18 protein-coding genes are annotated in these 21,739 nt (G+C 49.8%); 13 read left to right on the forward strand and 5 right to left on the reverse strand.

What is annotated here, in order from left to right:
• Nucleotides 1-498: 498 nt before the first annotated feature.
• The 5 genes from lpxC (at nucleotide 499) to mutT (ending at nucleotide 7,303) form a co-directional block, all read left to right on the forward strand.
• Entirely contained in the window at nucleotides 499-1,410 is a 912-nt protein-coding gene (gene lpxC, locus A3224_RS05255; protein WP_067152279.1) for a UDP-3-O-acyl-N-acetylglucosamine deacetylase, read from the forward strand.
• Nucleotides 1,411-1,729: 319 nt separating this feature from the next.
• Nucleotides 1,730-2,665 carry a M23 family metallopeptidase gene (locus A3224_RS05260; protein WP_067152281.1) on the forward strand — a complete coding sequence of 312 codons (936 nt, stop codon included), beginning with the start codon at nucleotides 1,730-1,732 and terminating at the stop codon, nucleotides 2,663-2,665.
• Between the two features lie 177 nt (nucleotides 2,666-2,842).
• Complete coding sequence (gene secA, locus A3224_RS05265; RefSeq protein ID WP_067157504.1) at nucleotides 2,843-5,587, forward strand: preprotein translocase subunit SecA; 2,745 nt, start codon at nucleotides 2,843-2,845, stop codon at nucleotides 5,585-5,587.
• Nucleotides 5,588-5,696: 109 nt separating this feature from the next.
• Nucleotides 5,697-6,899, forward strand: a complete 1,203-nt coding sequence (gene argJ / locus A3224_RS05270) for a bifunctional glutamate N-acetyltransferase/amino-acid acetyltransferase ArgJ (RefSeq protein WP_067152283.1) — start codon at nucleotides 5,697-5,699, stop codon at nucleotides 6,897-6,899.
• On the forward strand, nucleotides 6,899-7,303 hold the full coding sequence (mutT, locus tag A3224_RS05275) for an 8-oxo-dGTP diphosphatase MutT (protein ID WP_067152285.1): 405 nt from the start codon (nucleotides 6,899-6,901) through the stop codon (nucleotides 7,301-7,303). The genes argJ and mutT overlap by 1 nt, the downstream gene beginning before the upstream one ends.
• Nucleotides 7,304-7,395: 92 nt before the next feature.
• Here the strand turns inward: mutT and yacG are convergent, their stop codons facing one another.
• The 5 genes from yacG to pilB form a co-directional block, all read right to left on the reverse strand.
• Entirely contained in the window at nucleotides 7,396-7,605 is a 210-nt protein-coding gene (gene yacG / locus A3224_RS05280) for a DNA gyrase inhibitor YacG (protein WP_067157507.1), read from the reverse strand.
• Between the two features lie 8 nt (nucleotides 7,606-7,613).
• Entirely contained in the window at nucleotides 7,614-8,225 is a 612-nt protein-coding gene (gene coaE, locus A3224_RS05285; RefSeq protein WP_067152287.1) for a dephospho-CoA kinase, read from the reverse strand.
• Between the two features lie 129 nt (nucleotides 8,226-8,354).
• Nucleotides 8,355-9,239, reverse strand: coding sequence for a prepilin peptidase (locus A3224_RS05290; RefSeq protein ID WP_067152289.1), 885 nt, complete (start codon nucleotides 9,237-9,239; stop codon nucleotides 8,355-8,357).
• Nucleotides 9,240-9,244: 5 nt separating this feature from the next.
• Nucleotides 9,245-10,456 (reverse strand): type II secretion system F family protein, encoded by a 1,212-nt coding sequence (locus A3224_RS05295; protein ID WP_067152291.1) that lies wholly within the window; start codon nucleotides 10,454-10,456, stop codon nucleotides 9,245-9,247.
• Nucleotides 10,457-10,525: 69 nt separating this feature from the next.
• Nucleotides 10,526-12,238, reverse strand: a complete 1,713-nt coding sequence (gene pilB / locus A3224_RS05300) for a type IV-A pilus assembly ATPase PilB (protein WP_067152294.1) — start codon at nucleotides 12,236-12,238, stop codon at nucleotides 10,526-10,528.
• A gap of 457 nt (nucleotides 12,239-12,695) precedes the next feature.
• Here pilB and A3224_RS05305 point away from each other — a divergent pair, with 457 nt between their 5' ends.
• From A3224_RS05305 to A3224_RS16805, 8 genes are all read left to right on the forward strand, one after another.
• Nucleotides 12,696-13,124, forward strand: coding sequence for a pilin (locus A3224_RS05305; RefSeq protein ID WP_067157510.1), 429 nt, complete (start codon nucleotides 12,696-12,698; stop codon nucleotides 13,122-13,124).
• Between the two features lie 110 nt (nucleotides 13,125-13,234).
• On the forward strand, nucleotides 13,235-15,112 hold the full coding sequence (locus A3224_RS05310) for a tetratricopeptide repeat protein (protein ID WP_067152297.1): 1,878 nt from the start codon (nucleotides 13,235-13,237) through the stop codon (nucleotides 15,110-15,112).
• Between the two features lie 128 nt (nucleotides 15,113-15,240).
• Nucleotides 15,241-16,182, forward strand: coding sequence for a decaprenyl-phosphate phosphoribosyltransferase (locus A3224_RS05315; RefSeq protein ID WP_197463058.1), 942 nt, complete (start codon nucleotides 15,241-15,243; stop codon nucleotides 16,180-16,182).
• A complete protein-coding gene (locus tag A3224_RS05320) occupies nucleotides 16,182-17,138 on the forward strand; it encodes a lysylphosphatidylglycerol synthase transmembrane domain-containing protein (protein WP_067152299.1) in 957 nt (318 codons plus the stop codon). The genes A3224_RS05315 and A3224_RS05320 overlap by 1 nt, the downstream gene beginning before the upstream one ends.
• Complete coding sequence (locus tag A3224_RS16450) at nucleotides 17,135-18,436, forward strand: FAD-binding oxidoreductase (RefSeq protein ID WP_082817392.1); 1,302 nt, start codon at nucleotides 17,135-17,137, stop codon at nucleotides 18,434-18,436. The genes A3224_RS05320 and A3224_RS16450 overlap by 4 nt, the downstream gene beginning before the upstream one ends.
• The gene (locus A3224_RS05325; RefSeq protein ID WP_067152301.1) at nucleotides 18,433-19,188 is read left to right on the forward strand and encodes an SDR family oxidoreductase; all 756 of its coding nucleotides are present in this window, start codon (nucleotides 18,433-18,435) and stop codon (nucleotides 19,186-19,188) included. Before A3224_RS16450 ends, A3224_RS05325 begins: the two co-directional genes overlap by 4 nt.
• Entirely contained in the window at nucleotides 19,185-19,805 is a 621-nt protein-coding gene (locus A3224_RS16455; RefSeq protein ID WP_074900636.1) for an HAD-IB family hydrolase, read from the forward strand. Before A3224_RS05325 ends, A3224_RS16455 begins: the two co-directional genes overlap by 4 nt.
• 188 nt (nucleotides 19,806-19,993) lie before the next feature.
• Nucleotides 19,994-21,604 carry a phospholipid carrier-dependent glycosyltransferase gene (locus A3224_RS16805; protein ID WP_156481428.1) on the forward strand — a complete coding sequence of 537 codons (1,611 nt, stop codon included), beginning with the start codon at nucleotides 19,994-19,996 and terminating at the stop codon, nucleotides 21,602-21,604.
• The last annotated feature ends 135 nt before the right edge of the window (nucleotides 21,605-21,739 follow it).

A 21,739-nucleotide genomic window follows, 5' to 3' on the forward strand; every position in this document is an offset into this window, starting at 1 on the left:
AGGGCCGCAAAGGCTTCGGCGGCCGTATATGAAGTCTTTCCGGGCGCTCTCCGGCGATATGTCGCAGCCGTCGCTCCGAGGCAAAACCCCGCTCATGTCACGCCCGGTCTCTCTATGGAGAGTCCGGGCCTGCCTCGGCGGCGCGGATTTGCCGGCATGTTGACCGCCGGAAGATTCCGACGCTTCTCCTGATGCTTTTTCTGCCGTGCAACAGGGGCCTTTTCGCCGCGCCGGCATTTGTGTTCGCGCTATTCTGTGACCCCTGAGTCGCAGCCGGTTAACAATATTTAACAGCGGTACTGCCGAACACCGCCCTAAAATGGGGTCAAAGTCTTCGGCATGGCGCTGCAATCGTCACCGCTGCGCTATCCTGAAAGAACGAGGCGATAGACAGAAATGACCGTCAGGCAGTATGTGGTTTTGGCGTAATATTTCTGCTATTATTGCCGGCTCGCCGCGGCTTCTGTTGCCGTCCACCGACTTGGAAACGACACATTCATGATCAAACAGCGCACTCTCAAGAATGCTATCCGCGCCACCGGCGTAGGTCTGCACACGGGCAAGAAGGTCGTTCTGACCCTGAAACCGGCGCCCGTGAATACCGGCATCGTATTCCGCCGTACAGATCTGGACCCGATGGTTGAGATTGAAGCCCGGGCAGAAAACGTTGGCGATACGCTTTTGTCCACGACCCTGGTAAAAGACGATGTGCGCATCGCCACGGTCGAGCATTTGCTGTCCGCCATGGCGGGCCTGGGCATCGACAATGCCATTGTGGAACTCTCCGCCCAGGAAGTGCCGATCATGGACGGCAGCGCGGGTCCCTTTGTGTTCCTGATACAGTCCGCCGGCATCCAAGAGCAGTCTGCGCCGAAGAAATTCCTGCGCATCAAGAAACCGGTGACCGTGGAAGAGGGTGATAAGGTGGCCAGCTTCCTGCCGTTCGACGGTTTTAAGGTGACCTTCACCATCGATTTTGATCACCCAGTGTTCCAGGGGCGCAATTTGACATCCTCGGTGGACTTCTCCAGCACTTCTTTTGTCAAAGAGGTGAGCCGGGCGCGCACCTTCGGCTTTATGCACGAAATAGAGTACCTCCGCTCCAAAGGGCTGGTTCAGGGAGGCAGTGTCGATAACGCCATTGTGATCGACCAGTACCGTATTTTGAACGAAGGCGGATTACGCTACGAAGACGAATTTGTTAAGCATAAGATTCTGGACGCCATTGGCGATCTCTATCTGCTGGGCACCAGTCTGATCGGCGAATTCAAAGCGCACAAATCCGGTCACGCACTGAATAATAAATCCCTGCGCACCCTGATGGCCCAGGAGGACGCTTGGGAGATGGTGACCTTCGAGGATGAGAAGGAAGCGCCGATTTCCTATGTGAAGCCAATACTGGCGGTTTGATCAAGAACAGTGGAGCCGGCATAAAAATTGCCGGCTTTTTCTTGCGCGGGAGACCGCTCTGCGGATGAATTTACCGTGTTGTGCGTTCTCCTGGCGCGCATAGCGGCCTGTAGTGGCGCTGATTCAGTGCGTTCACAAATAAAAATGCGTGGGGAGCTGTTATCTCACAAGATTTTTGTTGTTTGGCCGATGTTGTGTATAGGATGGGGCCTCCGGCCTAGTAGCCATTGGATGGGCGTGCGAGCGAGGCCAGGAGAGAGCCCCTGGCTTCGCAGCGGATTGCGAAATAACCAAAATTGTCGATAGTCTCACGCCTGTTATGAAAGTAATTCTGGTCAATGAGCGCGGTGCCACGCGCAGCTTTAGCTTTGGCGGCCTGAGTAAGGCGCTGCTGGGGCTGTGCCTGTTGGGCTTGCCTGTGGGCGCTTTTTTGATCGGCGCCAACCTGCCTGTAGCGGAAACGGATGTTTTCGATTCCCGTACCGCCAAGGCCTGGAGCAAGGCGCTGCGCAAGCAGCAGCAACAGATAGAGGCGGCGGACCGCGAGGCGCGCGAGCAGTTGACGGCACTGACCGTCAAGTTGGCGGAGATGCAGGCACGTCTGACACGCCTAGACGCTCTTGGCGAGCGCCTTACCGTCGCTGCTAAATTGGATGAGGGCGAATTCCAGTTTGGTACCGCTCCGGCTGTTGGCGGGCCCGAGGATCCGGGTATCGCCGGTGCCGCTGAGCTGCCTTATCAGCCACCGGAGTTTCTCGAGGTGATTGATGAGTTGGCGGACCAAATCGAAGACCGCCAGATGCAGCTCAACACCCTCGAAACCCTACTCGCCAGACGCCAGTTGCAGGACGAGCAGTTTATTGCTGGCCGCCCGATCAGTCGCGGCTGGATGTCTTCTCGATACGGATACCGCACTGACCCCTTCACTGGGCGGCGCGCTTGGCATAAAGGAGTGGATTTCGCCGGCAAGATGGGCTCAGAAGTGGTTTCCGTCGCCGCCGGTGTTGTGACCTGGGCCGAGGAACGCTACGGCTATGGCCAGTTAGTGGAGATCAACCACGGCAATGGCTATAAAACCCGCTACGGCCACAATAGTGAAATCAAGGTAAAGTTGGGCGATGTGGTCAAGAAGGGCCAGGTGATTGCCTTGATGGGGTCCAGCGGTCGCTCCACCGGCCCCCATGTGCATTTTGAAGTGTACAAAAACAATCGCCCTGTGGACCCCGCCACCTACATCCGCCGCACTGGCAGATAACATCTATCCTTTCCTGTATCGCGCCACCACCGGCAGTTGTCTGAGGAGACAGTTGCTAGTCGTGGCGCCTTCCTGTTTACTTGCATCCCTCACCAGCGCAGCGCGCCAGGATTGGGTGCTGATGGTTTCCCGGCGCTCCGGCCGGCAGAGCGAAAAAAGAAAAGTGGTTTCTTGATAATGATTGGCAAACTGATTACATCGATCTTCGGTTCGAAAAATGACCGCGAGCTGAAGCGTATGCGCCGTGTGGTGGCGCAGATCAATGAGCGGGAGGATGAATACCGCAAGCTTGATGACGCCGGGCTCAGGGCTAAAACCGATGAGTTTAAGAAGCGTCTCGCCGATGGTGAGAGTCTCGACCAGCTGTTGCCGGAGGCATTCGCCGCCGTGCGCGAGGCCAGCCGCCGTACCCTGGGCTTGCGCCATTTTGATGTCCAGCTGATCGGCGGTATGACCCTGCACGAAGGCAGGATCGCCGAGATGCGTACCGGTGAAGGTAAGACCCTGGTGGCGACCCTGCCCGCGTATCTGAACGCGCTGGAAGGCAAAGGGGTACATATCGTTACGGTGAATGACTATCTGGCCGCACGGGACGCCAATTGGATGCGTCCGGTGTATGAATTCCTCGGTCTAAGCGTGGGCATTATCGTGTCCCAGCAGCACCCGGAGGAAAAAAAGGCCGCCTACGGCGCGGACATTACTTACGGTACCAACAACGAATTCGGTTTCGATTATCTGCGCGACAACATGGTGCTGCGCAAGGAAGACCGGGTACAGCGCCCGCAGAACTTCGCAATTGTCGACGAAGTGGATTCCATCCTGATCGATGAAGCCCGGACCCCATTGATTATCTCCGGCGCCGCGGAGGATTCTTCGCACCTCTACCTAGCCATTAACCAATTGGTTCCCAAACTGCAACGGGCAGAAGAAGGGGGGGCGGGACACTATACGGTCGATGAGAAGACCCGGCAGGTGGAGTTGACCGAGGAGGGGCACCAGCTGATCGAAGAGCTGCTCGCGCGCAGTGGCTTGATGAAGGAAGATGAATCCCTCTACGCCCCCGGTAACCTGGGGCTGCTGCATCATGTACACGCCGCTTTGCGCGCCCATGTGCTTTTCCACCGGGATGTGGATTACATAGTGCAGAATGGCCAAGTGGTCCTGATCGACGAGCATACCGGTCGCACCATGCCCGGTCGCCGTCTTTCAGAGGGACTGCACCAAGCACTGGAAGCGAAAGAGAAAGTGCAGATTCAGAGCGAGAGTCAAACCCTGGCCTCCACAACCTTCCAGAACTTGTTCCGCTTCTATCCCAAGCTTGCCGGTATGACGGGCACTGCGGATACCGAGGCCTTCGAGTTCCGCCAGATCTACGGTCTGGACGTGGTGGTGATCCCCACCAACAAGCCGGTACAGCGGGAGGATTTGAACGACTTGGTCTATCTGACCAAAGAAGAAAAGATGGAAGCCATTATCGAGGACATCAAGTACTGCCGAGAAAAGCAGGCACCGGTCCTGGTAGGTACCGCTTCCATCGAGACATCGGAAGAGATGTCCCGCATGCTTAAGAAGGCCGGAATTGCTCACCAGGTACTGAACGCCAAGTACCACGAGCGGGAGGCGCAGATCATCGCTCAGGCTGGCCGCCCCGGTACCGTCACCATTGCGACTAATATGGCCGGTCGCGGCACTGATATTGTGCTCGGTGGTAACTGGGAAGCGGAGGTGGAGGAACTGCGCCAGAAGGAAGGCCGCGAGCCCACCGAAGAGGAGATCGCCGCGATCAAATCCGAGTGGCAGAAGCGGCACGACACGGTCATAGAGGCGGGCGGTCTGCACATTATCGGCACCGAGCGCCACGAATCCCGACGCATCGACAACCAGCTGCGCGGCCGCGCTGGCCGCCAGGGTGACCCCGGCGTAACCCGCTTCTACTTGTCCCTGGAAGATAATCTGATGCGTATCTTCGCCTCGGACCGCGTGAAGAACTTCATGCAAATGCTGGGGATGGAGCGCGGAGAGGCTATTGAGCACCGCATGGTGTCCAATGCGATTGAAAAAGCCCAGCGCCGTGTGGAGGGACGCAACTTCGATATTCGCAAGCAATTGCTGGAATACGATGATGTCGCCAACGATCAGCGCCAGGTGATCTACAGTCAGCGCAATGAGCTGCTGGAGGCGGAGACGATCAGTGACACCATTACCGCCATTCGCGAAGATGTGGTCAACGATATCATCTCCGGTTTTGTGCCGCCGCAGAGCGTGGAGGAGCAGTGGGACATCCCTGGCCTGGAGAAACAGCTGGCCGGCGAGCTGGGCTTACAGTTGCCGATTCAGCAGTGGCTGGACGAGGATCGCACTCTGCATGAAGAAAGCTTGCGGGAGAAAATAGTCGCCGCGGCCCAGGAGGCCTATCAGGCCAAGGTGACGCGTATTAGTGAGTCTTCGGGCGAGCCCAATCTGATGCCGACCGTGGAGCGCCAAATCATGCTGCAGGTACTGGACCAGCTGTGGAAGGAGCACCTTGCCAGCATGGACCACCTGCGCGCCGGAATCGGTTTGCGCGCCTACGCCAACAAGAACCCCAAACAGGAGTTCAAGCGCGAGTCTTTCCACTTGTTCCAAAGCATGCTGGATAACCTCAAGCATGAGGTGGTGCGTATCCTCGCCCATGTGGAGCCGATGACCCGCGAGCAGATGGAAGAAATGGAGCGCCGCCGTCTCGAGCAGCAACGCAAGCAGCAGTTAGAACTGCAACACGCCCAGGCTTCTGCGATTCCACAGGCGAAAGAGCCTCAGGCGCAAATGCCGGAGCGGCGCGGTCCCAAAGTTGGTCGCAACGACCCCTGTCCCTGCGGTTCTGGCAAGAAATATAAGCAGTGTCACGGCAAGCTGGCTTCCTCTACCTCGACTTCAAATTGATCGCCAAGCGGCGCCTCGGCGCCGCTTTCATGGTATGGGCAGAGCGCAGCATGCCCGTTGAAAGATACTGATGGGCGCGCTGCGTTTGCCCATTTCGTGAATCGCATCAATGCTCCAAGACCATTTGCCTCAAGTTCCCGGCATTCGCCTGGCCAGTGTGGCTGCCGGTATGAAAAATTGGCAGCGGGATGACCTGTTGCTGATTGAGATCAATGAAGGTGCTTCCGTCTCCGCCACTTTTACCCAAAACGCCTTTTGCGCGGCTCCGGTCGTTGTGGCCAAGGAACATATTGGCAGCGGCGATATCAGGGCGCTGTTGGTCAACGCTGGCAATGCCAATGCCGCAACAGGTGCGCGCGGCATCAGTGACGCCCGCGCCTGTTGCGCGGCGGTGGCCACAGCGCTCAACATCAGAGCGGAGCAGGTGTTGCCATTTAGTACTGGTGTCATTGGCGAGCATCTGCCTTTGCAGAAAATTTTGGAGGCGGTTCCCGTTGCGGCAGATCAACTTGAGGGTGCGGGCTGGGACAAAGCCGCGCGCGCCATTATGACCACGGATACCCGGCCCAAAATCGCCTTCCGCACTGTCGATATTGCCGGTGAACAGATCCGGATTCAGGGCATCGCCAAGGGTGCAGGCATGATCAAGCCCAATATGGCCACCATGCTCGCCTATGTGGCAACGGACGCGCGTATCCCACAGCCCCTGCTGGACCAGCTGATCGGTGAAGCGGTGGGCGAATCCTTCAACCGCATTAGCATCGACGGTGACACTTCCACCAACGACGCTTGTGTACTGATTGCCAGTGGTACCACGGGACCTCTGTTGAGCGATGCCAACAGTGCGGATTACCAGCGTCTGAAGGCGGCAGTCGTGGAAGTGCATATTGAACTGGCCCAGGCCATCGTCCGCGATGGAGAAGGCGCGAGTAAATTTGTCACAGTGCAGGTACGCGGGGCGAATAGCAGTGAGGAAGCACTGAAAGTCGCCTTTGCTATTGGTGAATCGCCACTGGTCAAAACTGCACTGTACGCTTCGGACCCCAATTGGGGCCGGCTGGTTATGGCGGTCGGCAAGGCCGGCGTTGAGGGCTTGGATACTTCCAGGGTCAATATCTACCTGGATCAGGTTCAGGTGGTGGCGTCCGGCGGCCTTGCCGCTGGCTACAGGGAAGAAGACGGTCAGCAGGTTTTCTCGAAACCGGAGTTCACCATTACTGTTGATTTGGGGCGTGGGGATTTCAGCGAGCATATCTGGACCTGCGACTTTTCCCACGAGTATGTCACCATCAATGCGGAGTACCGTACTTGATGGGTAAGGTGGTACATGTCGCAGTGGGAGTGGTGCGGCGGAAGGACGGCAAAATCCTGATCGCTCGCCGCCCGGAACACTTGCATATGGGGGGGCGCTGGGAGTTCCCCGGAGGTAAAGTGGAAGCGGGGGAGACAGTCCAGCAAGCTCTGACCCGGGAGCTGCGGGAAGAAGTGGCGATTGAAGTGACAGGGTTAAGTCCGCTGACGAAAATCCGCCACACTTATGCGGAAAAAACCGTATTGCTGGATACCTGGTGGGTGACGGAATTCAGAGGCGAGGCAAAAGGTCTGGAGGGCCAGCAGACCACTTGGGTCGAAGTGGTGGACCTCAATAGTTATCAGTTTCCCGACGCGAACCAGGGGATTATTCAAGCCATCCGGGAGGCCGAAAACTGCTGCTGAGCGCCTCCTGCGATTGTGCCGCAGTGCCAAGGAAATGCACTCCTTGGGGGAAGAGACACTTTGAGGCCGGATAAGCGCCCCGTACAGATTCCTTAATGGCGGGTGCCTGGTTGTTCCAGCTCTCCGCTCAATACATCGTCAAAGGCCGGTTCCCCCGGAATCCGATGCCCCTCCGAGGCCCACTCTCCAAGATCGATCAGTTTGCAGCGTTCGCAGCAGAAAGGGCGGAATGGAAATCGGTCGCTCCACTCAATTGGTTTCTTGCAGGTGGGGCAGCTGAGGCTGGTGGTCTCTTTTGTCATAATTTGCTTCAACGCTGTGCTTGGGCCATTTGTAGATACTTCCGGTGCAGTGATTCAACCTGTGTCTTCAGCTTCTCCGGAGGGCCGCTATTGTCCAGTACATCGTCCGCTTTCGCCAGCCGCTCGTTGCGGGACAGCTGGGCCGCCATAATCTTGCGGATTTGCGCCGGGTCATTGCGGTCGCGTTCACTGGCCCGTTGGACCTGCAATTCTTCGGGTAGGTCGACTACACAGATTCTGTTCACCAGTTTATATTGCCCGGACTCGATCAATAGCGGGGATTCCAGAATCCCATAGGGGCCAGTGCCGTTTTGCAGCGCCCGCAATATTTCCTCGCGGATCAGGGGATGCAATAAATTCTCCAGCCACCGCCGTTCGTCACTGTCTTCAAAAATCCGCTGGCGAAGCTTGGCTCTGTCAAGTTCACCACTGTCCAGCAAGATACCGGCGCCAAAGTGCCCGGCGATTTTTTCCAGTGCTGGCTGACCAGGTTGTACCACTACCCGCGCCGCCCAATCCGCGTCGACTACGTTGACGCCCAGCGCTCGAAAACAGCCCGCCGCTGCTGACTTTCCGCTGCCGATGCCGCCCGTCAATCCCACAGTGAACACTGCTTCCATTCCCTCTTGCTGATGGTTTGTGTCCCAAGCCAAGTATTAGTATCTGCATTTTGTTCGCTTTCATCCGCAGACCACAAGTAAAAAGGGCGAACCACTGGTTCGCCCTTTTTGCGGGAGCCCTATCCGCGGCTATGACCCGAGTCCTGAGAAATTCAGATACCAGTTTACAATCCGCTCCCCCCACAGCATCGCTATCCAGCCGGCACCGGCCAGATAGGGGCCAAAGGCGATGGGCAGGTTTTTGTCCCGCCCCGCGATCAGACTCCAGCTCAATCCGGCCAGGGCGCCAACACCGGCGGACAGCAGGATGACCATCGGCAACATCTGCCACCCGAACCAGGCGCCGATGGCTGCCAGGATTTTGAAATCCCCCGCCCCCATTCCCTCCTTGCCGGTTACCAGCTTAAACAGGTGGAACACAGCCCAAAGAGAGAGATAGCCAGCCATGGCCCCTATCACCGCATCACTAAGGGGAGTGAACAGTCCCCAGAGATTAACCAGTAATCCCGTCCACAGCAGCGGCAGGGTGATACTGTCCGGCAGCAGTTGCTTGTCGAAGTCTATTCCCGTTAGAGCCACCAGTGCCCAGGTAAAACCACAGCCCGCCAGCGCCTGCCAGGTAAAGCCCAATTGCCACACGACCAGCGCGGTCAACAGCCCTGTAACCAGCTCCACCAGCGGATAGCGCTTGGAGATGGGGGTACCGCAATGGCTGCACCTGCCTTTCAGGAGTAGAAAGCTAATCAGCGGTACATTGTGCCAAGGTTTGACCTCGGCGCCGCAACTGGGGCAGTGGGAGTAGGGCAGTATAAGGTTAAAGGGTTCGTCCAGTATTTTTTGCTCTGCCGGATCGGGATTGGTGCCGAAATAGCTGTGGAAATCCCGCTTGTATTCCCGCTCCATCATGATGGGCAGGCGGTAAATAACCACGTTTAGAAAGCTGCCCACTAATAGGCCCAAAACAAAAGCGCTGCCGAGGAGCAGCGCTTGGTGAGAAACCAGTGTTTCTAGCATTGCTTTTATACAACCTGACCCAGTTGGAAGATCGGCAGATACATAGCCACCATCAGGCCGCCGACCAGAATACCCAGCACCGCCATAATCATCGGTTCCAGCAGGGTTGTCAGATTATCCACCATATTGTCCACGGCCTCCTCGTAAAAGTCCGCGGCCTTGCCCAGCATTTCGTCCAGGGCGCCAGACTCTTCACCAATCGCGGCCATCTGTACCAGCATGGTGGGGTAGAGGTTGGAAGCGCGCATGGCGCCGTTGAGCGGAATACCGGTGGCCACAGAATCGCGGATTTTAAGGGTGGCGTCCTCATAAATCACATTGCCGGTGGCGCCAGCAACGGACTTTAGGGCATCGATCAAGGGAACACCCGCGGCGAAAGTGGTGGACAGCGTACGGGCGAAACGGGCGGCGATGGAGTTATAGGTAATCTGGCCGAGAATTGGCATTTTGAGGATTAACCGGTCAAAGAAATCGGCCACTTTTTTGTTGCGCTTTTTGGCTTCAAGGGTACCCCCGATCCCGATTACTGCACAAATCAGGGCAATAAACCAGTTGGCCTGCATCCACTCAGACATACCCACTACCATTTGGGTAAATGCCGGCAGGTCGGCGCCAAAGCTGGAGAAGGTTTCGGCGAACTGGGGTACTACCTTGATCAGCAGAATAGAGGTAACCACAATGGCGACAACGATTACCGCAATCGGGTAGGTCATCGCCTTTTTGATTTTTTTCTTCAGGGATTCGGTTTTTTCTTTATAGGTGGCGATGCGGTCCAGCATGGTTTCCAGGGCGCCGGACTGCTCACCGGAGGCCACCAGGTTGCAGAAGAGATCGTCGAAATAGAGCGGGTGCTTGCGCAGGGCATCGGCAAAGGCGGTACCGGAGGCCACGTCGTCGCGGATTTTAAAAATCAGTTCCTTAACGCCCTGATTGTCCAGGCCGTCGGCGACGATTTCGAAGCTCTGTACCAGTGGCACCCCGGCCTTCATCATGGTGGCCATCTGCCGTGTGAACAGCGCGATATCTTCAGGTTTGACTTTTTTCTTGCCGCCAAATAAGGGCTTGGGCTTTTTCTGCACCCGGTTGGCTATAATGCCCTGCTTGCGCAGCTGCGCCTTGATCAGCGCAGGGCTGGTGCCGTTGATCTCTCCCTCGACCTTGTTGCCTTTACTGTCCACACCCTTGTAGACGTAGGTGACCGCTGCGGCGTTGGCCATGGTTTATCCTGTCTTTTATTGTTTCGCTATAAATTGGTTTTTTGCCGGAGACCAGTGATCAATGGTTTTTTAATCTTTGGTTACCCGGTTTGCCTCCTCCAGACTGGTAATTCCCATTACCACCTTGCGTAATGCGGAGGTGCGCAGATTGTTAAAGCCTTCCTTGCGCGCCTGGTCGGCAATCTGAATAGAGTTGCCGCCCTCCATTATAATTCTGGAGATCCCCTCGGTGATGCGAACCACTTCATAGACCCCCACGCGCCCCTTATAGCCCTTGCTGCAGTGCTCGCAGCCCACGGGCTGGTAGATGGTCCACTCCTTGCGGTCGATGGTGACCGCGTCGAACCCCTCTTGCTTCAGTACTTCTTGTGGGAGGTCGATAGGCTTCTTGCACTCGCTGCACAGCCGTCGCGCCAGACGCTGGGCGATGATGAGACTGACGGAGGTTGCGATATTGAAAGAGGGAACCCCCATATTCATCAAGCGCGTCAGGGTTTCCGGTGCCGAATTGGTGTGCAGGGTGGAGAGCACCAAGTGGCCCGTCTGCGCGGCCTTGATTGCGATTTCCGCGGTTTCCAGGTCACGGATCTCCCCCACCATAACGATATCCGGGTCCTGGCGGAGGAAGGAGCGCAGCGCCTCGGCAAAGTTCAATCCCACCTTGGCAGAGACGTTGACCTGGTTGATGCCCTCCAGATTGATTTCCACCGGGTCTTCCGCCGTGGAGATATTCCGCTCGGGTGTATTGAGGATATTGAGACCCGTATACAGGGATACCGTTTTGCCGGAGCCGGTGGGACCGGTCACCAGAATCATGCCCTGGGGCTGGGCCAGCGCGTCCAGATAGAGCTTTTTCTGGTCGTCCTCGTAACCGAGGGCGTCGATACCGAGTTTTGCGGAGGAGGGATCGAGAATCCGCAGAACGATTTTTTCTCCCCAAAGCGTCGGCAGGCTGTTAACCCGGAAGTCAATAGCTTTGGTTTTGGACAGCTTCATCTTAATACGGCCGTCTTGGGGCACCCGCCGTTCGGAGATATCCATCTTGGACATCACCTTTAGACGCGCGGCCAGGCGAGTTGCCAGCTGGATCGGCGGTTTGGCCACCTCGTGCAGCACCCCGTCGGTACGGAAGCGCACCCGGTAGCTTTTTTCGTAGGGTTCGAAGTGGATATCCGAGGCACCAGTGCGGATTGCGTCTAGCAGCACCTTGTTAACAAAACGCACAACCGGTGCTTCGTCGCCTCCCAGGCTGTCGTCATCATTGCGCTCGTCGTCAGCACCATCGACATCTAGGGAATCCAGATCCTCGTCATCCATACCGTCGAGGCCGGCCCCCATATCGCCGCCATCGGACAGGTAGCTGTCGATGGCCTTGGCCAGTTTGTCCGCTTCGACCAGTACCGCTTCAGTATTGAGGCCTGTATTGAAATTGATCTCGTCCAGCCCGGCGAGATTGGTGGGATCGGCGACGGCTACAAACAAGCGGTTTCCGCGCTTGTAAAGGGGTAGGGCAAAGTGTTTGCTGATCAGTTTTTCGTCAACAATATCCCTGGGGATCAGATCAAAGTTATAGCTTGAGAGATCGAACAGCGGTGAGCCAAAAGCCTGCGAGGCGATACCGGCAAGATCCCGGCTCTTAACCAGTTTGGCCTCCACCGCGTGCTGGGCAAAGGTCTGATTTTCCCGCTTGGCCGCCTTGGTGGCGGAAACCGCGGTGGCTTCATCGAGAACCTGGTCGGCTACCAAACGCTTGGCCAGGCCCGAGAGTTGGCTAACACTCATAGAGGACGCTACCCCAACAGGGTTATGTTTGTTTGTTTTTTAATCCACTTTGCGCGTGGTCTTACCTTTGCACTTTAGGGAAAGGCGAGCAAAGGGCAAGCTGCGCAGTTTCGCCAATATAGCGAAATCACCCGCTGGCGCCAAACACCAGTGACATATGGATTTCATTTGGAATAAGCGGTTGCTGACATTGGCTTTAGAGGTGGTTTCTTATGGTGCCGTGCTCGGCACAAGTTGACACTTTTTGTCAGCAATGGGTTTTGTGTGTTAGCACCTGTTCAGGTTGCTCGACAAATCGATAAAATTGATGTGACTTACCTCTCATTCATGTCGTCACCGGCCATTTTCTCGCTTGCCACAATTGGCACAAAGCTTGTATCTTGTTCAGGGACTTCCTCACGGGATGCTCTCCCAATTGGGATTCACCAAACCAAAAGTCTGTATGGAGACGGTTACAATGAAAAAGCAACAGGGTTTTACTCTTATTGAATTGATGATCGTGGTTGCGATTATCGGCATTCTGGCTGCGGTGGCGCTGCCGGCTTATCAGGATTACACGGTTCGCGCGAAAGTAACAGAAGGTTTAGCGCTGGCTTCTGCAGCTAAAGCCACAGTGGCTGAGAACGCGGTCAGCGGTACTTCCCCGCTGAACTTGGGCTGGACTCCACCGGGTTCTACTGATGCTGTTAATGCAGTTGCTGTTGACGGCTCTACCGGCGTGATTACTATTACCTACAGCAATAGTGCAGGTAATGGCACTATTACGTTGAGTCCGGCTGCTGGTGGTAGTGCACTGAGTGCTGGTACAGTCCCGACTACCAGTCTTGTTTGGGACTGCAAAGGCGGCTCCCTGGATGACAAATTTCGCCCGAGCAACTGCCGCTGATGACAAGTTTCATCCGAGTCATTGCTGCCAGTATGCGGTGACAGTTTTATATAGTGTTATAAAGGGCCCTATATTGGGCCCTTTTTAGTTTGTGCAGGCAATTATCTAAAATGAAAAGTGTAAAGATATTTATCCCCTATACTCTTTTGCTGCTTCTCGTATTGTATTCGTTCGCAGCAGTTTTTGGGCTGCAATACGTTTGGGATGATATCTCTTTATTTGTGGATTCGCCGGCGCTTCGGGCACCCGAAAATATTATTGATAGTATTAGTCAGCCTATTTTACCGGGAACCAGTTACTTCCGGCCGCTCCCTCTGCTTACTTTTATGGCTGAGTTTCTCTTGGTAGATGTCGATGCTACTTTGTCACATGTGATTAATTTGATATTTCACTTGGCGACTACTTTGATTATCGCCTTATGTGTATGGACATTGATGAGGAATTTGCCTCAACGTTCCCGTGTTGTTGTCAGCCTATTAGGTGGTGCATTTTACGGATTGCACCCCGCGATGGTAGAGCCAGTCTCTTGGGTTGCTGGCCGTTTCGATCTAATGGCTGCATTCTTTTCATCGATTGCACTATATGCGGCGATATCCCTAAGTGGAATATGGCGAATGGTCGTGGTCTGTGCAGCTTTTTTTCTTGGTGCCTTGTCGAAGGAAATGGTAGCAACTCTGCCTGCTATCATTATTTTAGCTCTTTGGATAGCAAATAATCCAAATGGATTTTCTTATATGCAGCTGGGCAAGTTTGCATACAGCTATAAAAACTTATGTGCGGCTTTAGTTGCTACCGGAGTCGTTTATTTGATAGTTAGAGGTGCTGGCATCAATGGCTCCATTTACCATACGGATGATGTTCGGAGCGCGTACAGTTTTATCGATCAACTCACATATATTGGAAATGCAATTCTTTTCTATCTGAAAATGACCGTATGGCCTTTCAGTGATATTAACCCTATGCACAGATTTCCAGTTGTTTTTTCAGCTGCTGAATATGTGGGAGGGGCTGTTGGTTGGGTTATTGCTGGAATTCTTATTTTTTTTAAAGGCCAATTGTACAAAAGATATAAGGCCTACGTGTTGGCATACCTAATTTCTCTATTGCCGGTGCTGAATATTATCCCACTAACCATTGGTGAGAATATAGGTCATGAGCGCTTTCTGGCTGTTCCACTCTTGCTTTATGCGTTACTTATATCCCGTATTTTGAGTGATTTGATTACCAAATATGCTGACAAAAAAAATGTTGTCATCCTATTCGCTGGTTCGTTGCTCTGTTTGTGTGTGATTAATGTAAAAGTAACAGTGCCTCTATGGTCAAACAATATAATTTTATGGAAGTGGGCATTTGATAAAAATCCAAGCGATCCGTATGTGCAGTTTAGTTTGATTTCTGCTGCTGTACGTAAAGGGCAGCTTGATTTGGCACAGGAAACTGTTAATAGTATTGTTGATATGGGATCAATTCCAAATAACGTAAAAGTTGCAGTTAGCTACTTGGAAGTTCGCAAGCACAATTTTAACGAGGCGATCAATCTTATAGAGAATTATCTATCCGAATCAAGAATGCTTTTGCCTCATGAAGTTTTATCTGATGAGGAGTTGGCTTCCGGGGATTACAGCCTTGGGGTTGATTCTCGGTACTTATCTATGTGGAGTGTGAGATCTGCGTATGGAGTTTTAGCTGAGTCACGTATTGGCTTGAAGCAATTTGCCCAAGCCAAGAAAGACGCAGAAGTAATGCTTTTTTATCAGCCTTCTTATCCTCCAGCGCATCTGTTACATGCATTATCACTGTATGGATTGGGGTTGGTGGAGGAAGCAGATAATGCTTTTCGTAGAGCGGAAGAGTTGATAATAGATGACTCTGTTGCTGAACTGTATGAAATTCGAAGACAGTTTTTTTCACAATTGTGTGAGCCAGATAGTGAAAATCCTTCATGTTCTTCTGAAATTGTTGATGCTTCAATGAAGAAGGAGGGTTAACGTTATTTAATAAATTTCTTGTTTTGCAGAATTGATCTACTTTGTAGATCACTATGGATGGTGGAGAATACATTTATACTTGTTTCTAAAGGTCAAAGATTTTATGAGGTTGGCTGGAGTTCCTTAAAATGAGAGAGTTGAGTGTATCGGGCGGGGCCCAAAGTCGAATGAGCCGAAGCATTCCTCTCTTTTTTAAGGGGATGCTTCCTGTATGGAAGCTGCTTAGACCGCATCAATATATAAAAAATAGCTTTGTTTTTATCGGCCCGCTTTTTGCGCATCAGTGGTCTTTGGTTACCATGCTTCATGCATTTTGGGCTTTTTTTGCTTTTTGCTGTATGGCTAGTGCGGTATATATTCTCAATGATATTGTGGATATTGAAGCAGACCGTGAACACCCCGTTAAAAGAAATCGTCCAATCGTAAGTGGTGCGGTGTCTCTGACGCAGGCCAAAAGGCTTTTTATAGAGCTAACTATACTATCTCTTATTCTTTCTTCCCTTGTTAGTTTTTGGGTTGTGATCTTTGTTTTAATGTACTTGTTTCTTAATATTTTGTATTCGTGGAGGCTAAAACATATAGTCATTCTTGATGTATTTATTATTTCATCTGGATTTATGTTGCGTATTTTGTCCGGAACTATTGGTCTTTATATAGAGCCGTCTCAGTGGTTGTTGCTTTGTGGGTTAATGGTGACATTATTGCTTGGATTCTCTAAACGTCGTGCTGAGCTACTGGTTTTGGAGGGTGCTGGGACCAATGGTATTCTTACGCGGCGAGTATTGGATGATTATAATCCAGCAATGTTGGATCAATTTATTGCGGTCACTGCAGCCTGCACGATACTGAGTTATGGGCTCTATACTGTTGCTCCTTCAACTATTGAGTTACATGACACTAAAAATTTAGTGTATACATTGCCTTTCGTTATTTATGGAATATTGCGCTATTTGTTTTTACTCCATTTTAGGAAAAAGGGTCAGGATACAGCTAAAGACCTACTAACGGATAAGCACATGCTTGTAACCGTATTTGCTTGGGCTGGAGTTACCTTTGGGATTTTGGCGTGATGGGTGGGCAAAAAGTTAATGAGAGGCAGCTGCACTTTTTGATTTTATCAATTTTGATTGCGGTTGTTGGATACTTGCTTTTTGCACTCTGGAGCGGATGGCAAGATGTAGTGAAGGGCTTCGTTTCTATAGGCCTGTGGGGTGTCTTTGTTGCTCTATGTCTTTCCTTGGTGAATTATAGTCTTAGATTCGTTCGCTGGCAGAAATATTTGCTCAATATGCAGTGTATAGTGCCTTGGAAAGCAAGTCTTAGAATCTATCTAAGTGGCTTTGCTTTAACAACCACCCCAGGCAAGGCTGGCGAAATATTTCGTGGTTTTTTGTTGAGTCGGTATGGTATTCAATTTTCTAAAACTTTTGCTGCTTTTATAAGTGAGCGTGTGTCGGACCTTACTGCAATAATATTTCTTGCATTTCTTGGTTTGTCATATTACCCGCAATTTCAAAATCTAGTATATGTTGGAGTGGGTTTATGTGTTTTTATATTAATTTGCTTAGCAAATCGCGAAGTATTGCAGGGGATTAAAAGCTGGACTGAAAGTAGGAAAAGCAAGTTGGCAAGAGTGATGAGAAGCACGGCAAATATGCTATTAAGCATGCGGGAGTGCCATCGCCCTAAAGTCCTACTTTTCGCCACTTTTCTTAGTGTTATTGCATGGGGCGCGGAAGCATTAGCGTTTCACTGGATTTTAACGTGGTTGGGAGTGGATGTCCCCTTATATTTTTCATTTTTTGTGTATTCTATTTCAATGCTAGTTGGCGCCTTTAGTTTTTTGCCGGGAGGATTGGGGAGCGCTGAAGGCGTGATGATTTCTCTGTTGGTTTTTAAGGGAATGCCCATGCATGATGCTGTTGCAGCTACTATCGTTATTCGTTTAGCAACATTGTGGTTTGCCGTTTTTATTGGTTTGTTTGCATTGTATAGTAGCAGAAATGAGCAGGTAGCCACGATATGAGCAAGCAACTATTATCTTGGAACCGTTATCCCCGTCTTTGTGCGGCTCAAATACACGCCATCTCAAATAGACTTGCTCACTTACCTAACGCTGAAAGCTCTATGCTGGCTTACGGAAATGGGCGCAGCTATGGAGATGTATGTTTAAACCAAGATGGCTGTTTATTGATGACGCGTTATTTAGATCGCTTTATCAATTTTGATTCTGATTCTGGTATTTTGCGCTGTGAATCGGGGGTAACGTTAGAAGAAATACTTTCAATAATAGTGCCGAAAGGGTGGTTTTTGCCAAGTACTCCGGGAACTCGATATGTTACTATCGGCGGAGCTCTGGCAAATGATGTTCACGGGAAAAATCATCACTCTGTAGGCACTTTTGGTCATCATATTCGAAGTTTTGAATTATTGAGATCAGATGGCCAGAGATTAGAATGTACGCCAAGTAAAAATTCAGAATATTTTCACGCAACTATTGGTGGGTTAGGGCTTACGGGTCTTGTAACCTGGGTTGAAATTCAATTGGCGCCTATTCGTAGCCCATGGATGCATGTTGAATCGAAGAGTTTTCCTAACTTGAAAGAATTTTGGTCAATAAATCAGCAGTATGAGGCAGAGTGGCCTTATACTGTAGCATGGGTTGACTGTTTAGCTCAAAATAAACAAAGAGGGCGTGGTATATTTTTTTCTGCTCGTCATGCCTCAATGGAAGATGCTTTTCCTTGTTTTAAGGAAAATTCATGGCGGATTCCTGTCACGCCCCCTATTAGTCTTGTCAATAATTTAAGTGTTCGCGTTTTCAATGAAATTTACTACCGGAATCCAAACAGGCCGAACTCTAAATTGACTCATTATATACCTTATTTTTATCCATTAGATAAAATTAAAAATTGGAATCGTATATATGGTCGTAAAGGGTTTCTTCAGTATCAATGTGTTTTGCCTCATGAAAGCGCTGAAGCGGCTATAGATAGTCTTCTAGAAATTATTTCAAAAAATGGCCAGGGTTCTTTTCTGGCGGTGCTCAAAACATTTGGTAATAGAGCCTCTCTGGGGATGCTCTCATTTGCCAGACCTGGAGTAACGTTGGCGCTAGATTTTCCTAATCACGGAGAAAGAACCCTTCGTCTTTTGGATTCACTTGATTTTGTTGTAAAGGAGGCGGGCGGGGCCTTATATCCTGCTAAGGATTCAAGAATGTCTGGAGAAATGTTTCAATGCGGATTTCCCGAGTGGGAGAGCTTTATGAAATTTATAGATCCGAAGTTTTCGTCGAGTTTTTGGCGTAGGGTGACTCAATGAATGAGTTAAAAAAAGTTGTCATCTTTGGGGCGACCTCGGCCATTGCAGAACATGCTGCAAGAGATTTGATTGACCGAGGAGCATCCTTGTTTTGTGTTGGCCGTGACCAAGGTAAGCTTGAAGTAATTGTAACTGATCTTAAGATTCGTAATTCAACTAGTCAGAGGATTGAAGGGTATGTGGCCGATTTGATGGATACAGAAGGCCACTCTCAGATACTGAAAGTAGCGGAGGAGACTCTAGGGGGCATCGATGCAGCCCTTGTTTGTTATGGCACATTACCGGACCAAAAAAGATGTGAATCTTCTTTTTCTATGGCTCGCGACGCAATAGACGTAAATGCCATCAGTGTGATTAGTTTACTTACTGAATTAGCCAATAAATTTGAGAGTCAAAAAAGAGGCGTTATTGCTGTAGTTAGCTCAGTTGCAGGAGACCGAGGGCGACAGAGCAATTATGTCTATGGTGCGGCAAAAGGTATGGTATCAATTTTCATGCAGGGGCTGCGAAACCGTCTTGCTAAACATGGTGTATCCGTCGTAACTATAAAGCCTGGATTCGTGGATACTCCTATGACTGAAGGTTTTGATAAATCCAGTATTCTCTGGACAAAACCAGAGAAAATCTCTAAAGGACTGGTAAATGCTATGGAGTCTGGGAAGAGCTGTGTTTATTTGCCAGGATTTTGGCGTTGGATAATGCTTTTAATACGATGTATTCCTGAAGGTTTATTTAAGCGGTTGTCTCTGTGAATACTACCCCTGTCGCATTTTTTGACTTCGATGGAACTTTAACTAAAAGTGACACATTGTTACCTTTTCTTAAGTTTGTTATTGGAAGACCCTCTTTCTATATTAAGTTAACAAAGGTGTCGCCTGTACTTATTGCTTATATAGCTGGAGTTTTACGCAATGATGTAGCTAAAGAGATTGTGTTGCAAAGTTTTCTTTCTGGATATTCTTTGCAAGAGTTAAATGAATTTGGAAAAAGATTTTCTTCTGAAGTTATTCCGAAAATGCTTCGTGCTGAGGGAATTGATCGCCTTTTGTGGCATAAGTCTCAAGGGCATGATTGTGTGTTAGTTAGTGCCTCTCTCGATGTTTATCTAAGGTACTGGGCTAGATCATTTGGTTTTTCAGGTTTATTAAGTACGAGCCTCGTTTTTTCCAGTGATGGTGTTACTTGCGGAAATTTGAAAGGAAAAAATTGCTATGGTGATGAAAAATTAAGGAGAGTAAAGGAGTGGTTAAGTGATCGCTGTCCATCCTTGATATACGCATATGGAGATACAAAAGGTGATATGCCTTTAATTAAGTTTTCTAATAATGGATGGATATGGAAGAAGGGGAGGTTTGTTCGTATTGTTTGAGTAAACTGTAAGAATTACTAATTTTCGAGCTTATTAGGTTATGTTTGTTTATTATTTGAGATAAGCTACTGTTTGTAATTTTCAATCTGAATTATACAGTTTATAGCATTTTACTCATTAGGAAGGTCCAATAAATTTGTTGGGTGGTATGTTTGCTCCAGTGTGCTTATGTAGTGTAAATCTTTTAGGTGACGGATAAAGAACAAATGTTTACTGGCTTGGTTTTTGAAAAAAGATGGTCGTTAAATGTGCAAGAGTCCCATTTAGTATGGATGCTGCTGGCATTTTTTGTTTCAGTACTTGTGCATGTTGCGATTGGATATCAGGACTTGGTTTATCTGGATAGAACCTTTTTGCCAGATGATACTTATTATACACTCTCGATTGCCAAGAATTTAGCACTTGGACGCGGACCTTCAACAGATGGAGTAATTCTAACCTCCGGTTTTCAGCCATTATTTGCCTTTATTCTTGTCCCCGTTTTTTGGATTTTGGAGGAGGGGGCAGGACCAGTTTATGCTGCTATTGCATTAAGTGCTTTATTTGGGGTTGTGAATACCTGTTTGATTGGTTTTCTTATAAAGAGAATAACGCAATCTTATATCGTTGCCACTTTAGCAATGCTTTTTGTAACGTCATCGCCAGTTTTGTTGAAGAATAATTTCAATGGGCTCGAAACATCTTTATCTTCTTTTTTTGCATTGAGCTTGTTGTTGTTGGTTGGTGTTGTCCGCAAGGATAGTCCATGGTGGCATATGGTCATTATGGGAATTTGTTCTGGGCTTGCTTTATTGTCTCGTATAGATAATTGCTTTATTGTTTTTTTAGTTGGGGTTTGGAGTATTTTTACTCTTGGTTTTAAGAAGACAGTTTTTATAGTGTTGGCAGCATTGGGTGTGGTTGCTCCATGGTGGCTGTACTGCTTTTTTTCTTTTGGGTCGGTGATTCCTGAAAGTGGTATGGCTGTTAAACAGATTGTTGGGTTTCATCAAGAATTACACCTTACTTTATCTTCTTCTGTCGATAAAAGTTTATTAGCTTTAAATCGACCAGTGAGCATGATTTTAGACGTTCCAGTTCGAATCTATGTTGTGCTTTTTTTGTTTGCGATAGCTGTTTCTGCCTATAGGATTGTTAAATTTCGACGTTTGGATGAAGTTTCTATGTCAGCTATCGTAAGTGTTTTGTTATTTCTGTTTTATACGTTCTATTTATCTGCATTTTGGTTTTTTGATCGGTATTATCATTTTTTGTTTTTGTGTTTGATCGTTTGTGTGGCTTATAGCTGGAATGCTGTTTTTTTATGGCTTTCAAGAAAAGAAAATGTGTCTTGGTTTAGATACGCATCTCTGTTTTTGATGTTATGTGCTATTGTGATTAATCTGACTTTATTGAAGCCGTTAAGATCTTCTCCTGATTCCAGTTTATATGCTGGAGATGAGGGGGCTCGTGGCTATGGTGAAGTGGCTCAAGAAATAATAAACGAATTGCCTGATGGTTCTACGATAGCTGCAATGCAGAGTGGCGCTCTAGGATATTATGCGAATCGTAATATTAGAGTGATTAATTTGGATGGCGTTGTAAATAGGAATGCATATTTGGCTATCAAGGATAGTCAACTTGCAGAGTACTTAAGAGTAGAATCCGTAGAGTATTTTTCCGATTGGGGATTGAATGTATTAATGTTGCTGCGTTACTCCGGAGTTGAAAATTATGAAAGGCTCCTTTCCCCTGTGAGAAATATGAAGCCGCAAGGGCAGGATCGTTTTACTATTTATCGGATTAACGAATCATTGTGAAAAAGAGAGTAACTCATTTGCATGCTTTCTGGGTTAAGCCTGTCATGGCATGGTGAAATATGGGGGAAAGGCTAGAGGCTATTCAAAATTCAGTGGTAGACAAATAGCCTCAGAGGGTGTTCAAAATTCTGTGTC

The organism is Microbulbifer thermotolerans (assembly GCF_001617625.1).
Taxonomy (GTDB): domain Bacteria; phylum Pseudomonadota; class Gammaproteobacteria; order Pseudomonadales; family Cellvibrionaceae; genus Microbulbifer; species Microbulbifer thermotolerans.